General features: G+C 69.3%; 11 protein-coding genes. 7 read left to right on the top strand and 4 right to left on the bottom strand.

Annotated features, from left to right (window positions below; all coding sequences use genetic code 11):
* Positions 1–3: 3 nt before the first annotated feature.
* The 4 genes from ACFSNB_RS06560 to ACFSNB_RS06545 all read right to left on the bottom strand — a co-directional run bounded on the left by ACFSNB_RS06560 (position 4) and on the right by ACFSNB_RS06545 (position 4,070).
* Entirely contained in the window at positions 4–1,368 is a 1,365-nt protein-coding gene (locus ACFSNB_RS06560) for an AMP-binding protein (RefSeq protein ID WP_377315234.1), read from the bottom strand.
* A complete protein-coding gene (locus ACFSNB_RS06555; protein ID WP_377315233.1) occupies positions 1,365–2,090 on the bottom strand; it encodes a class I SAM-dependent methyltransferase in 726 nt (241 codons plus the stop codon). Before ACFSNB_RS06555 ends, ACFSNB_RS06560 begins: the two co-directional genes overlap by 4 nt.
* An 87-nt stretch (positions 2,091–2,177) precedes the next feature.
* Positions 2,178–3,329, bottom strand: a complete 1,152-nt coding sequence (locus ACFSNB_RS06550) for a bifunctional 2-C-methyl-D-erythritol 4-phosphate cytidylyltransferase/2-C-methyl-D-erythritol 2,4-cyclodiphosphate synthase (protein ID WP_377315232.1) — start codon at positions 3,327–3,329, stop codon at positions 2,178–2,180.
* Positions 3,330–3,413: 84 nt separating this feature from the next.
* Positions 3,414–4,070 (bottom strand): YiiX/YebB-like N1pC/P60 family cysteine hydrolase, encoded by a 657-nt coding sequence (locus tag ACFSNB_RS06545; protein WP_377315231.1) that lies wholly within the window; start codon positions 4,068–4,070, stop codon positions 3,414–3,416.
* 315 nt (positions 4,071–4,385) lie between these two features.
* Here ACFSNB_RS06545 and ACFSNB_RS06540 point away from each other — a divergent pair, with 315 nt between their 5' ends.
* The 7 genes from ACFSNB_RS06540 to trkA all read left to right on the top strand — a co-directional run bounded on the left by ACFSNB_RS06540 (position 4,386) and on the right by trkA (position 13,920).
* Positions 4,386–5,201: a cytochrome C assembly family protein gene (locus ACFSNB_RS06540; RefSeq protein ID WP_377315230.1), complete on the top strand. Its 816-nt coding sequence runs from the start codon at positions 4,386–4,388 to the stop codon at positions 5,199–5,201.
* Between the two features lie 81 nt (positions 5,202–5,282).
* Positions 5,283–6,290, top strand: coding sequence for a tRNA dihydrouridine synthase DusB (gene dusB / locus ACFSNB_RS06535; RefSeq protein WP_377315267.1), 1,008 nt, complete (start codon positions 5,283–5,285; stop codon positions 6,288–6,290).
* Positions 6,290–7,432, top strand: a complete 1,143-nt coding sequence (locus tag ACFSNB_RS06530) for a two-component system sensor histidine kinase NtrB (protein ID WP_377315229.1) — start codon at positions 6,290–6,292, stop codon at positions 7,430–7,432. Before dusB ends, ACFSNB_RS06530 begins: the two co-directional genes overlap by 1 nt.
* Positions 7,429–8,883 (top strand): nitrogen regulation protein NR(I), encoded by a 1,455-nt coding sequence (gene ntrC, locus ACFSNB_RS06525; RefSeq protein WP_377315228.1) that lies wholly within the window; start codon positions 7,429–7,431, stop codon positions 8,881–8,883. The genes ACFSNB_RS06530 and ntrC overlap by 4 nt, the downstream gene beginning before the upstream one ends.
* 71 nt (positions 8,884–8,954) lie before the next feature.
* Positions 8,955–11,159, top strand: a complete 2,205-nt coding sequence (locus ACFSNB_RS06520) for a sensor histidine kinase NtrY-like (RefSeq protein ID WP_377315227.1) — start codon at positions 8,955–8,957, stop codon at positions 11,157–11,159.
* A complete protein-coding gene (gene ntrX / locus ACFSNB_RS06515) occupies positions 11,149–12,543 on the top strand; it encodes a nitrogen assimilation response regulator NtrX (protein ID WP_377315226.1) in 1,395 nt (464 codons plus the stop codon). Before ACFSNB_RS06520 ends, ntrX begins: the two co-directional genes overlap by 11 nt.
* On the top strand, positions 12,544–13,920 hold the full coding sequence (gene trkA / locus ACFSNB_RS06510) for a Trk system potassium transporter TrkA (RefSeq protein ID WP_377315225.1): 1,377 nt from the start codon (positions 12,544–12,546) through the stop codon (positions 13,918–13,920).
* The last annotated feature ends 116 nt before the right edge of the window (positions 13,921–14,036 follow it).

The following is a 14,036-nucleotide window of genomic DNA, read 5'->3' as shown; positions in this document are numbered from 1 at the left end:
GGGTCAGGGGGCGCGGGCGAGGGCGCGCAGGGCGGCGCGGTCGGGTTTGCCGATCGGGGTCAGCGGCAGATGGTCGGTCTTGACCATCGCCCGGGGCCGCAGCGGCGAGGGCAGGTGGGCGCGGCACCAGTCGAGGAAGGCGTCCGGGCTGACCTCGCCGACCACCACCGCCACCAGCAGGTCCCCCCAGGCCGGGTCGGGGCGGCCGGTCACCCCGATCGCCCGCACTCCGGGGCAGCGCCCGGCCAGGGCCTCGACCTCGGCGGGGAGGATGTTCTCGCCGCCGCTGACCAGGATGTCGTCGGCGCGGCCGAGCACCACCAGCCGGCCGGCCTCGTCCCAGCGGCCGAGATCGTTGGTCTCGAACCAGCCGTCGGCGGCGAGGCCGCGCCCGGGGGCGAGGTCGGGGGCGAGGTAGCCTGCCATCACGCTATCGCCGCGCAGGCGGATCCGGCCGGCGGGGGTGAAATCGATTTCGAGGCCCGGCAGCGGGGTACCGGCGAGGCCGGGGCGCCAGCCGGCGGCGAACGGCATCGTCGCGGTCTGCGAGGCGGTCTCGCTCATCCCGTAGCTGATCAGCAGCGGCCAGCCGGCGGCGGCGGCGCGTTCGGCCAAAGCGGGGGAGAGGGCGGCGCCGCCGATCAGGGCGCAGCGCAGCCGGGGCGCCGGGCGGCAGCCGGCCTCGACCAGCCGGGCCAGCATCGCCGGCACTAGCGAGACGTGGCTGGCCCGGCCGGCTTCGAGGTCGGCGGCGACGCTATCGAGGTCGAAGCGGGGATGCAGCCGCAGGGTGGCGCCGGACTCGAGGCAGCGGAACAGGGTGGACAGGCCGCCGATATGCACCATCGGCAGGCAGCCGAGCCAGACATCGCCGGGGCCGAGCGGGATCAGCCGGCGCGAGCCGCGCGCGGCGGCGGCGAGATTGGCCCCGGTCAGCATCGCCCCCTTGGGGGTGCCGGTGCTGCCGCTGGTGGCGATCACCAACTGCACCGCCTCGGGCGGCAGGGCGCGGGCGGCGGGCAGGGCGGTGACGGCGGGGGCGGGCAGGGTGGTCAGCACCGCTTCAGGCGGCAGGCCGGCGGCGGCGAGCAGCCCGGCCCGCCGCGCCAGCGGCAAGGCGGGATTGACCGGCAGCAGCGCCAGGCCGGCGCGGGGGGCGGCCAGCGTCAGCAGGGCCAGCGCCTCGGCCTGATCGGTCTCGGCCGCCAGCAGCCGGGCCGGCGGAAGCGTCGCCAGCGCGGCGGCCAGCGCCTCGACCCTGCCGTCGAGTGCCGCGAACGAGGTTACGGCCGCGTTGACCGGATCGAGCGCCGGGGCGTCCGGGGTCGCCGTCGCCCGGCGGCGCAGCCAGTCGGTCGGCGCGCTCATCGCGCCTTGGTGGCGATGTGCAGGCAGGCGATGCCGAAGCTGAGGTTGCGATAGCGCACGTCGGCGAAGCCGGCGTCACGGAACTGGGCGGCGAAGCTGTCCTGGTCGGGGAACTTGCGGATCGATTCGACCAGATAGGTGTAGGCCTCGGGCTCGCGCGCGATCAGGGCGCCGAGGCGGGGGATCACCTGGAACGAAAACAGGTCGTAGAACGGCCGCAGCAGGGGATGGGCGCGGGAGAATTCGAGGCAGAAGGCGGTGCCGCCCGGCTTCAGCACCCGGTGCATCTCGGCCAGGGCGCGGTCGAGCCGGGTGACGTTGCGGATGCCGAACGAGATGGTCAGGCTGTCGATGCAGCCATCGGCCAGCGGGATCGCCTCGGCCTCGCCGGCCAGCCAGCGCAGATGGTCGTTGCCGGGACGGGCGCGGCCGGCCTGCATCATCTCGACGCTGGGGTCGCAGACGATCACGGTGCGGTCGGGGCCGGACAAAGCGCGGCCGACATCGCCGGTGCCGCCGGCGAGGTCGAGCAGGGTCTGGCCCGGCCGCGCCCCCACCGCCCGCACCAGCAGGGCCTTCCACAGCCGGTGGATGCCGAACGACATCAAATCGTTCATCAGGTCGTAACGCGGCGCCACGGCGCGGAACACCCGGCGGATGCGGTCGCGCCGCTCGTCGTTCGAAACCTGGCGATAGCCGAAACTGCGGTCGAGCTCGCTCATCCGTCCTCCGTCGGGAAAATCGTTGCTGGCGGAAATCTGGTGTAGCACCCGGGTCGGGCCCCGGCAACGCCGGGACCCGTGCCGGCCTCAGCGCGGCAGCCAGACCGAGGCGGTGGCCTGGGCGGCGATGCCCTCGCGCCGGCCGGTGAAGCCGAGTTCCTCGGTGGTGGTGGCCTTGACCGAGATCCGGCCCTGGTCGATCCGGAGGATCTCGGCCAGCCGCGCCGCCATCGCCGGGCGGAACGGGCCGACCTTGGGCCGCTCGCAGATCAGGGTGACATCGACATTGACGATCCGGCCGCCGCGCGCCGCCACCAGGGTGGCGGCATGGGCCAGGAACAGGTCGGACGGCGCCCCCTTCCAGCGCTGGTCGGACGGCGGGAAATGGTGGCCGATGTCGCCGGCGGCGATCGCGCCGAGGATCGCGTCGGTCAGGGCATGCAGCCCGACATCGGCGTCGGAATGGCCGAGCAGGGCGGCGTCGTGCGGCACCTTGATCCCGCACAGCCAGGTGCCGTCGCCCTGGGTGAAGCGGTGGACGTCATAGCCGCTGCCGGTGCGGATCTCGCCCGGTCCCTCGAACAGGCGGCGGGCGCGGTCGAGGTCGGCGGCGGTGGTGATCTTGACGTTGTCCTCGGCCCCGGCCACCAGCGCCACCCGCATCCCGGCGCGTTCGGCGACGGCGGCATCGTCGGTCAGCTCCTGGCCGGCGGCGGCGCGGTGGGCGGCGAGGATCGGGCCATAGCGGAAGCCCTGCGGGGTCTGGGCGCGGAACAGGCCGTCGCGCGAGACGGTATCGACCACCAGCCCGTTTTCGCCGCGCTTCAGGGTGTCGGCCACCGGCACCACCGGCAGCACCGCCTCGTGCTCGGCCAGGGCGGCGATCACCCGGCCGATGGTGCCGGCATCGACGAACGGCCGCGCCGCGTCCTGGATCAGCACCCGCTCGGGAGCGAGATCCTCCAGGCTTTCCAGCCCGAAGCGCACGCTGTCCTGGCGGCTGGCGCCGCCATCGACCGGTTCGAGCAGCTTCAGGCCGGCGGCGGCGATGTCGTAGAGCTGGCGGTCGTCTGGGTGGATCACCGCCCGCACCGCGTTGACCTGGGGGGTGGTGGCGAAGGCGGCGAGGGTATGGCGCAGCACCATCCGCCCGGCCAGATCGTGATATTGCTTGGGCAGGTCGCCGCCGAACCTGCGCCCGCGTCCCGCCGCCACCACCAGCGCCACCGTACCGCCCATCTCGTTTCCTCCAGCTTCCGGAAAGGGCCGTCAGCCTAGAGGGCGTCGCCGGCCTTGCCAAGCGGATGGTTCCGCGCCGGGCGGTTATTGGGTTACCGCTCCAACCTGCTTGGTGAGGGGTCCTCCTCCGTTTTTAATCTCCCGAAAAAGTCGCGGATAAAGACGGGGGGCTTCCATGGCGATGGCAAGTCCGATGGCTGCGGCTGTAGTCGAAGGCGTTCCTTTGAGCGTTCCCACGAAATTAAAGCTTTTTTTGACAATTCTTGCGATGTCTTCGGGTGTGATGCAAGATGGGATCAGAGATTTTAATAATCCGGCTTGCTGATATGATTCTATGACAAGTTGTGAGCAGAAGAATTTGTTGGATTCGGTGGCTTTATCGCAAAGAGATGTATTTGCTAGCACATCTCCAATGTATAAATATTCGGCTTTTGCATCTGCTTTGCTCTTGGCATAGGTAACGATTTCATTTGCTTTATCTGGTGTCATTTCTGGGCTGCGATAGGCAGCGGCATAGGTGTCCTCAGCTAAAAAGACCTCGAATGACCGGAATGAAACGCCATCGCCAATTGATTCAATGATGTGGCCATTTCCATAGTAGAGGCTGGCGTGGCTGACATATGATATTGTTGCTGTTCTGATAATTTTAGATGTAAAAGAATTTGCTGCGGAAATTATGATATCTGCTGGTTGAAGCTGTTCTTTTCCTATTGTTTGTTCATTTTCTTCGGACCGAGACATGAGGCCCCCGCAATGCGCTAGTGAATGGACGTTTTCTCGTTAGACCCCTGACTTTCTGGTTGGTGCTCTCATCCTTTGCCGTTCACGAGAATATAATGATATTGGCACGATCAAAAGAGGTGTCCAGCGAGCTTTTCGGCGATTCGAGAAATGCGAAGGAAACGAAAGCCAGGGGATACCCGCCCGGGGCTCAATAGGGAGGCGAAGAGGGAGGACGCAGGCGGCACCTGGCCGTGCGGCCGGCGCGGGGGAGGGCTCCGCCCCCGGCAACACTCGCCCTCTTCGCAGGGCGCGAAAGGATGCTATAGTCTTCGTATGTTGCCGATCCTTCTCAACATCGTCGCTCTCGCCGCGCTGCTTCCGGCCGCGGTGGTGTCTTTCCGCGCTCATGCCGGCCGTGACGGCCGGTTCTGGGCCGCCACCCTGCTGGCCGTGCTGGCGCCCGCCTTGTGGGCCGGCTGGCTGATGGGGGAAACCTGGCTGACCAGCCTGTCCGCCGGCCTGTGGGTCAGCATCGCCGGCAGCGCCGCGATGTTCGCCCTCTTGTCGGTGACCACGCCGCAGGCGTGGCGGCTGGGGCCGCTGCTGATGCCGTTCCTGGCCGTGGTCGGGCTGCTGGCCTCGGGCATCGGCTGGGTCGAGGCGGCGCCGCCCCGGCTCGGCGCCACCGCGCCCTCCGCCTGGGTCGATCTGCACATCGTGCTGGCGGTGCTGACCTATTCGCTGCTGACCCTGGCGGCGGTGGCCTCGGCCTCGATCTTCCTGCAGGAGCGGGCGCTGAAGCGCAAGCGCCCGACCGCGCTGACCCGGCTGCTGCCCAGCGTCGCCGACGCCGAGCGGATGTCCGGCCGCCTGCTGCTCGACAGCGAGGTGGTGCTGGGGCTCGGGCTGATCACCGGGCTGGTGCTCAATTATGTCGAGACCGGCTCGCTGGTGACCTTCGAGAACAAGGCGCTGTTCTCGCTGCTGGCCTTCGTCCTGATCGGCCTGCTGCTGATTGGGCACCGCGTTTGCGGCGTGCGCGGCCGCCGCGCCGCGCGGGTGGTGCTGACCGCCTATCTGCTGCTGACGCTGGCCTATCCCGGCGTCAAGTTCGTCCAGCAGGTGCTGATGGTCGCCGCGCCGGGCTGACCCCCGCCCGGCCGCCCGCGCCCGGCCGGTGGTTTTTGCCGTTGCGCTGGGCGGGGGCTGCATAATAAATACGCACACATGATGTGTGCCGGTCGTCTCCCCCCCCTGACCATCGGAAATCTCCGCCTCGACAGCGCCGCGATTCTGGCGCCGATGGCGGGGGTGACCGATCTTCCCACCCGCCGGCTGGCGCGCAGCCTCGGCGCCGGTCTGGTTGTCTCGGAAATGATCGCCAGCCAGGCGATGATCCGGCAGAACCGCCAGACCCTGCGCATGGCCAGCCATGATGTCTGCGATCAGCCGACCTCGGTCCAGCTCGCCGGCTGCGAGCCCGAGGCGATGGCCGAGGCGGCGCGGCTCAACCAGGATCTCGGCGCCAGCCTGATCGACATCAACATGGGCTGTCCGGTCAAGAAGGTCGCCCTCAAGGGCGAGGCCGGCGCCGCCCTGATGAAGGACGAGGTGTTGGCCGGCCGGCTGATCGCGGCGGTGGTCAAGGCGGTCCAGATCCCGGTGACGGTCAAGATGCGGATGGGCTGGGACCAATCCAGCCTCAACGCCCCCCGGCTGGCCCGCATCGCCGAGGAGAATGGCGCGGCGATGGTCACCGTCCATGGCCGCACCCGCAGCCAGATGTATTCCGGCCATGCCGACTGGGCCTTCATCGGCGCGGTCAAGCGCGCGGTGTCGATCCCGGTGATCGGCAACGGCGACGTCGGCTCGATCGAGGACGCGCTGGCGCTGCTCGACGCCTCCGGCGCCGACGGGGTGATGATCGGCCGCGCCACCATGGGGCGGCCGTGGCTGCCCGGCCAGATCGGCCATTTCCTTGCCACCGGCGAACGTCTTCCCGAACCTGGACCTGAACAGTTGCACGCCATCGTCACCGCCCATTTCGAAGCCCTGGTCGCCCATTACGGCCCGGTGGGGGGCGTGCGCAACGCCCGCAAGCACCTCGCCTGGTATTCGCGCGGCCTGCCCGGCTCGGCCGAGTTCCGCGCCCGGGTCAACGCCCTCGACGAGGCCGATCAGGTTCGCCGGGCGCTGGACGCCTTCTATGGACCGCTGGCCGGAAAGGTCGCCGCCTGATGGCGCCGCCCACCATCGTCGCCCCGCGCCGGCGCGGCCCGCACGCCCAGGGCGCCACCTTCGATCCCGGCATGGTGCTGGGGGCGCTCGGTGCCGCCGTGCTGGCGGTCGATGGCGACGACCGCATCCGCTTCGCCAATGGCGGGGCCGAGCAATTGTTCGCCTGTGGCGCCGCCTGGCTGTGCGGCCATCCGCTGGCCGAGTTCCTGCCGCCGGATTCGCCGATCTTCGCCCTGATCGCCCAGGCGCGCGGCGCCGGCAATTCGGTGTCGGAATTCGGGGTGGTGCTCGACACCCCCCGCACCGGCCACCGCGTGGTCGGGGTTCAGGTTTCGCCGCTGCCCGAGCAGCTCGACGCGGTGGTGATCAGCCTGCACGAGCAATCGATCGCCCTCAAGATCGGTGCCCAGCTCACCAGCCGCAACGCCGCCCGCTCGGTGACGGCGATGGCCTCGATCCTGGCCCACGAGGTCAAGAACCCGCTGTCCGGCATCCGTGGCGCCGCCCAGTTGCTGGAGCAGAATGCCGGCGAGGAGGACCGGGTGCTGACCCGGCTGATCTGCGACGAGGCCGACCGCATCGTCGCCCTGGTCGACCGGATGGAGGCGTTTTCCGACAAGCCGACGGCGGTGCGCGCCCCGGTCAACCTGCACCGGGTGCTGGAACATGTCCGCCGCATCGCCGAGGCCGGCTTCGCCCGCCAGATCCGCTTCGTCGAGCATTACGACCCGTCGTTGCCCACCGCGCTGGGCGACCGCGACCAGCTGGTCCAGGTGTTCCTCAATCTGGTCAAGAACGCCGCCGAGGCGGTGCCGGCCGAGGGCGGCGAGATCGTGCTGTCCACCGGCTATCAGCACGGGGTCCGGCTGGCCCTGCCGGGTGGCAGCGAGACCAAGCAGCATCTGCCGCTGGTGGTCAGCATCCAGGACAACGGCCCCGGCATCCCCGAGGATCTCCGTCCCAACCTGTTCGACGCCTTCGTCACCACCAAGGCCTCCGGCTCCGGCCTCGGCCTCGCTTTGGTCGCCAAGATCATTGGTGACCATGGCGGGGTGATCGAGTATGACAGCCAGCCCCGCCGGACCGTCTTCAGGGTGATGCTGCCGATGGTCCTGGACGGCGAGAACAAGGAAACCGAATGACCATGGCGAGGAGCGCCACCATCCTGGTGGCCGACGACGACCGCGGCATCCGCACCGTGCTGTCGCAGGCGCTGGGGCGGGCCGGCTACGAGGTCCGCACCACCGGCAATGCCTCGACCCTGTGGCGCTGGGTGTCGGAAGGCGAGGGCGATCTGGTGATCACCGACGTGGTGATGCCGGACGAAAGCGGCCTCGACCTGCTGCCGCGCATCAAGAAGATCCGTCCCGACCTGCGCATCATCGTGATGAGCGCCCAGAACACCCTGCTGACGGCGGTCAAGGCCACCCAGCGCGGGGCGTTCGAGTACCTGCCCAAGCCGTTCGACCTCAAGGAACTGGTCTCGGTGGTCAGCCGCGCGCTGTCGGCGCCGCGCGCCACCCCGGCCGAGGCCGGCGGCGAGGAGGAGGAGGAGCCCCTGCCGCTGATCGGCCGCTCGGCGGCGATGCAGGAGATCTACCGCATCCTCGCCCGGCTGATGGGCACCGACCTGACCGTGATGATCACCGGCGAGTCCGGCACCGGCAAGGAACTGGTGGCGCGCGCCCTGCACGATTACGGCAAGCGGCGCAACGGCCCGTTCATCGCCATCAACATGGCGGCGATCCCGCGCGAGCTGATCGAAAGCGAGCTGTTCGGGCACGAGAAGGGCGCCTTCACCGGCGCCACCCAGCGCGCCGCCGGCCGGTTCGAGCAGGCCGAGGGCGGCACCCTGTTCCTCGACGAGATCGGCGACATGCCGCCCGAGGCCCAGACCCGGCTGCTGCGGGTGCTTCAGGAAGGGGAATACACCACCGTCGGCGGGCGGGTGCCGATCCGCGCCAATGTCCGCATCGTCGCCGCCACCCACCGCGACCTGACCCAGCTGATCCGCCAGGGGCTGTTCCGCGAGGATCTGTTCTACCGTCTCAACGTGGTGCCGATCCGCCTGCCGCCGCTGCGCGAGCGGTCGGAGGACATCCCCGAGCTGGTGCGGCATTTCCTGTCGCTGGCCGGGGCCGAGGGGCTGCCGACCAAGACCATTGATGCCCAGGCGATGGAGCGGATGAAGCGCCACCGCTGGCCCGGCAATGTCCGCGAGCTGGAAAATCTGGTGCGGCGGCTGGCGGCGCTCTATTCGCAGGAAGTGATCGGCATCGAGGTGATCGAGGCCGAGCTGGCCAGCGGCGTCCCCCCGGTCGATGTGATCGGCGGCGGGGTCGAGGGCGAGGGGCTGTCGGCGATGGTCGAACGTCACCTGCGCGATTATTTCGCCAATCACGGCGACGGGCTGCCGCCGGCCGGGGTCTATGACCGGGTGGTGCGCGAGGTCGAGAAGCCGCTGATCGTGATCGCATTGGAGGCGACCAGGGGGAACCAGATCAAGGCGGCGCAGTTGCTCGGGCTCAACCGCAATACTCTGCGCAAGAAGATCCGTGATCTGGAGTTGCAGGTTAACCGCCCGCTGAAATGAAAAAAAGCGTGGGCGCTGCCCACACCCGCCAAGGGCCGGGGGCCCTTGGAACCCATTGGTGGGGATCGTCAATGACCGAGGGCCGCCGTCTGTCCCGTCTGCTCGCCTTCGGGCTGACCCTGGCGACGATCCCCTCGGTGGTCGCCACCATCTGGGTGCTGGCCGATGCCGGCATCACCCCGCCCGATCCCCATGCGGTGCTGCTGCTGCTCGGGCTCGACGGCGGGCTGCTGCTCGGCCTCGCGGCGGTGGTCGGGTTCGGGGTGTGGGAGGTGATCCGCGCCCGGCGCGGCGGCTCGTCGGGTTCGCGGCTGCATCTGCGCTTCATCGTGCTGTTCGCGCTGGTGGCGGTGACGCCGTCGATGCTGATGACGGTGAGTTCGGCCGCCTTCTTCCGCTACGGGCTGGAAAGCTGGTTCTCCGAGCGGGTGCGCACCGCGTTGCAGGCCTCGTTGGAGGTCGCCCACGCCTATCTCGAGGAACACAAGCAGATCATCGGCGGCGACGCGCTGGCGATGGCCAACGACATCAGCCGCGAGGGGCCGATGCTGATGCGCTCGCCCCAGCATTTCGCCCAGTTCGTCGCCACCCAGGCGGCGGTGCGCGGCCTGACCGAGGCGGTGGTGTTCGACGGGCGCGGCACCATCCTCGCCCGCTCCGGCCTGATCTTCGCGGTCGAGGCCAACATCGACCAGATCCCGACCTGGGCGTTCGACAAGGCCCGCGCCGGCGATGTCGCGGTGCTGCCCTCCGCCGGCGGCGACGACCGGGTGCGGGCGCTGGTCCAGGTCCAGGGGCTGTTCGGCGACACCTTTCTCTATGTCGGCCGCTTCGTCGATCCCAAGGTGATCGGCCACATGGAGCAGACCTCGGCGGCGGTGGCCCAGTATGAAAGCCTGGAGGGGCGGCGCTCGGGGCTGGAGACCGCGTTCTCGCTGGTGTTCGGCATGGTGGCGCTGCTGCTGGTGCTGACCTCGGTGCGGGTCGGGCTGGGGATGGCGACCCGGCTGGCCACCCCGATCGTCCGGCTGATCGATGCCGCCGAGCGGGTGCGCTCGGGCGATCTCGGCGTCCAGGTGCGCGAGGAGGACGCCGCCGACGAGATCGGGCTGCTGAGCCGCGCCTTCAACCGGATGACCGACCAGCTCGCCAGCCAGCGGGCCGAACTGGTCGCCGCCAACCGGGCGCTGGACGAGCGCCGCCGCTTCACCGAAACCGTGCTGGCCGGGGTGTCGGCCGGGGTGGTCGGGCTCGATCGCGACGCGGGCATCCATCTGCCGAATCGCTCGGCCGCCGAACTGGTCGGCCTGCCGCTGGAGGCGCGGATCGGCGAGGATCTGCGCGCGGTGGTGCCGGAGATGGCCGAGGCGATCGACGAGGTGATGCGCCGGCCCGACCGGCTGGTCCAGCGCGAGGTGCGGCTGTCGCCGCCGGGCGAGCGTTCGCGCATCCTGCTGGTGCGGGTGGCGGCCGAGACGCTTGATGGCGAGACGGTCGGCTATGTCGTCACCTTCGACGACATCACCGAGCTGGTCTCGGCCCAGCGCAAGGCGGCCTGGGCCGACGTCGCCCGCCGCATCGCCCACGAGATCAAGAACCCGCTGACCCCGATCCAATTATCGGCCGAGCGGCTGAAGCGCAAATATCTCAAGGAGATCGGCAGCGATCCCGACACCTTCGTTCAACTGACCGACACCATCGTCCGTCAGGTCGGCGACATCGGCCGGATGGTCGATGAGTTCTCCGCCTTCGCCCGCATGCCGGCGCCCCGGTTGCAGGACGAGGACCTGACCAATCTGTGCCGGCAGGCGGCGTTCCTCCAGCGCACCGGCGCCCCCGAAATTGCCTTCGTCGCCGAACTGCCCGACCATCCGGTGCGGATCACCGCCGACGGGCGGCTGATCGGGCAGGCGCTGACCAACCTGCTGAAGAACGCGGTCGAGGCGATTCATGCCCGCGCGGATCAGTCCGTGCCGGGCCGGATCGTGATAAGGTTGCGCGATGAGGCCGGGCGGATCCGGGTCGAGGTCGAGGATAACGGGCGCGGCCTGCCGCGCGAGGATCGCGAGCGGCTGACCGAGCCCTACGTCACCACCCGCGCCAAGGGAACCGGATTAGGCCTTGCCATCGTCAAGAAGATCATGGAAGACCACCACGGTGATTTGTATCTTGAGGACGCGCCGGGCGGAGGGGCGCGGGTCGGGCTGGTGTTCGCGTCGGGCGAACCGCCGGCGTCTTCCCCCTCCGGCGACACGACGGTAGTTCATGGCGCATGACATCCTGATCGTCGACGACGAGGCCGATATCCGGGTCCTGATCGCCGGCATTCTTGAAGACGAAGGCTACAGCACCCGCGAGGCCGGGAATTCCGACCAGGCGCTGGAGCAGATCCGTGCCCGCCGCCCCAGTCTGGTGGTGCAGGACATCTGGCTGCAGGGCTCGCGGCTCGACGGCCTCGGCATCCTGGCCGAGATCCGCCGCGACCATCCCGAGGTGCCGGTGGTGATGATCTCCGGCCATGGCACGATCGAGACCGCGGTGCAGGCGATCAAGGAAGGGGCCTACGACTTCATCGAGAAGCCGTTCAAGGCCGACCGCCTGCTGCTGGTGGTCGAGCGCGCGATCGAGGCGACCCGGCTCAAGCGCGAGAACCGCGAGCTGCGCCTGCGCAGCGGCGCCCCCGGCGAACTGGTCGGCATCTCGCCCGCGTTGGTCCAGGTGCGCCAGACGGTCGAGCGGGTCGGCCCGACCAATTCGCGCGTGCTGATCACCGGTCCGGCCGGCTCGGGCAAGGAAGTGGCGGCGCGGGCGATCCATGCCCGCTCCCGCCGCGCCGAGGGGCCGTTCGTGGTGGTCAATTGCGCCGCGATGCATCCCGACCGGATGGAGATCGAGCTGTTCGGCACCGAGCACGGCGTCGATGGCCCCGGCAGCCCGCGCAAGATCGGCACCTTCGAGCAGGCCCATGGCGGCACCCTGCTGCTCGACGAGGTCGCCGACATGCCGATGGAGACCCAGGGCAAGATCGTCCGCGTCCTCCAGGACCAGACCTTCGAGCGGGTCGGCGGCGGCGCCCGGGTCGAGGTCGATGTCCGCGTCATCGCCACCAGCAACCGCGACCTGTCCGAGGCGATGGTTGAGGGCGAGTTCCGCGAGGATCTGTTCTACCGCCTGTCGGTGGTGCCGATCCGCATGCCGGCGCTGCGCGAGGGCAAGGAGGACATCCCGCTGCTGGCCCGCGCCTTCATGGAACGCGCCGCCCAGGTCGCCGGGGTGCCGCCCCGGCCGCTGGGCGAGGACGCGCTGGCCGCGCTCCAGGCCTATGACTGGCCGGGCAATGTCCGCCAGCTGCGCAACGTGATCGACTGGCTGCTGATCATGGCCCCGGGCGACGCGCGCGACCCGGTGCGGGCCGACATGCTGCCCGGCGAGATCAGCGCGATCACCCCCACCGTGCTGCGCTGGGAAAAATCGAGTGAGATCATGACTTTGCCCCTGCGCGAGGCGCGCGAACTGTTCGAACGGGAATATCTGTTGGCCCAGGTCACCCGCTTTGCCGGCAACATCTCGCGCACCGCCGCCTTCGTCGGCATGGAACGCTCGGCGCTGCACCGCAAGCTCAAGCTGCTCGGCATCAACACCGACGAGAAGGCGCGCTAGATGAAGGTCATCGTCTGCGGGGCGGGGCAGGTCGGTTTCCACATCGCCCATTACCTCGCCAGTGAAAGCAACGACGTCACCGTGATCGACCAGCGGCCCGAGCTGCTGCGCAAGATCGGCGACACCCTCGACGTCCAGGTGGTGCAGGGCTTCGCCTCCCATCCCGGGGTGCTGGAGCAGGCCGGGGCCGGCGACGCCAACATGCTGATCGCCGTCACCGCCGCCGACGAGGTCAACATGGTCGCCTGTCAGGTGGCCCATTCGCTGTTCGAGGTGCCGACCAAGATCGCCCGGATCAGGAGCCAGAGCTACCTCGACCCGATCTGGGCCAACCTGTTCACCCGCGACCACCTGCCGATCGACGTGATCATCAGCCCGGAGATCGAGGTCGCCCGCGCCATCACCCGCCGGCTGCGGGTGCCGGGCACCATCGACGTGATCCCGCTCGCCAATGACAAGGTGCGGCTGATCGGGGTGCGCTGCACCGCCCAGTGCCCGCTGATCCACACCCCGCTGCGGCAATTGACCGTGCTGTTCCCCGACCTCGCCATCGTCATCATCGGCATTGTCCGCGACGGCAAGGCGATCGTGCCCGGGCCCGAGGACCAGATGCAGCCGGGCGACGAGGTCTATTTCGTGGTCGATACCGCCCATGTCGAGCGGGCGATGGCGGCGTTCGGCCGCGAGGACACCGAGGCCCGCCGGATTCTGGTGCTGGGCGGCGGCAATATCGGCCTGTTCCTGGCCCAGCGGCTGGAGGCGGCCCACCCCAACAGCACGATCAAGGTGATCGAGCAGGACCGAACCCGGGCCGAGCTGGTGGCGCGCAGCCTCAACCGCTCGGTGGTGATCAACGGCGACGTGCTCGACGGCGACATCCTGCGCGAGGCCTCGGTCGCCGCCGCCGAGGCGGTGATCGCCGTCACCAACGACGACGAGACCAACATCCTCGCCAGCCTGCTGGCCAAGCGTTATGGCTGCCGCCGCACCATGACCCTGGTCAACAAGACCGCCTACGGCACCCTGGTGGCGCCGCTCGGGATCGACGTGGTGATCTCGCCCCGCGCCATCACCGTTTCCAACATCCTCCAGCATGTCCGGCGCGGCCGCATCCGCGCGGTCCATTCGCTGCATGAGGGGTTCGGCGAACTGATCGAGGCCGAGGCGCTGGAAACCTCGACCCTGGTCGGCAAGCCGCTGCGCGATGTCCGCCTGCCGACCGGGGTGCTGCTCGGCGCGATCGTGCGCGGCGCCCAGGTGATCTCGCCGCGCGGGGCCACCGTGGTCCAGGCCGGCGACCGGGTGATCCTGTTCGCCGCCGCCGACGCGGTCAAGAAGGTCGAAAAGATGTTCGCGGTGCGGCTGGAGTTCTTTTGATCCGGGCGCTTCGCGCGCGGGCTGCCGCCCGCACCTGCTTGGGGCGATGCCCCAAACCCCCTTTTTTTGAAAATAAAGGGGGTCCGGGGCATCGCCCCGGTTGGGTTTGGGCGAAA

Source organism: Phaeospirillum tilakii (assembly GCF_042683125.1).
Classification (GTDB): domain Bacteria; phylum Pseudomonadota; class Alphaproteobacteria; order Rhodospirillales; family Magnetospirillaceae; genus Phaeospirillum; species Phaeospirillum tilakii.
This window is presented reverse-complemented; position numbering and strand designations above follow the sequence as displayed.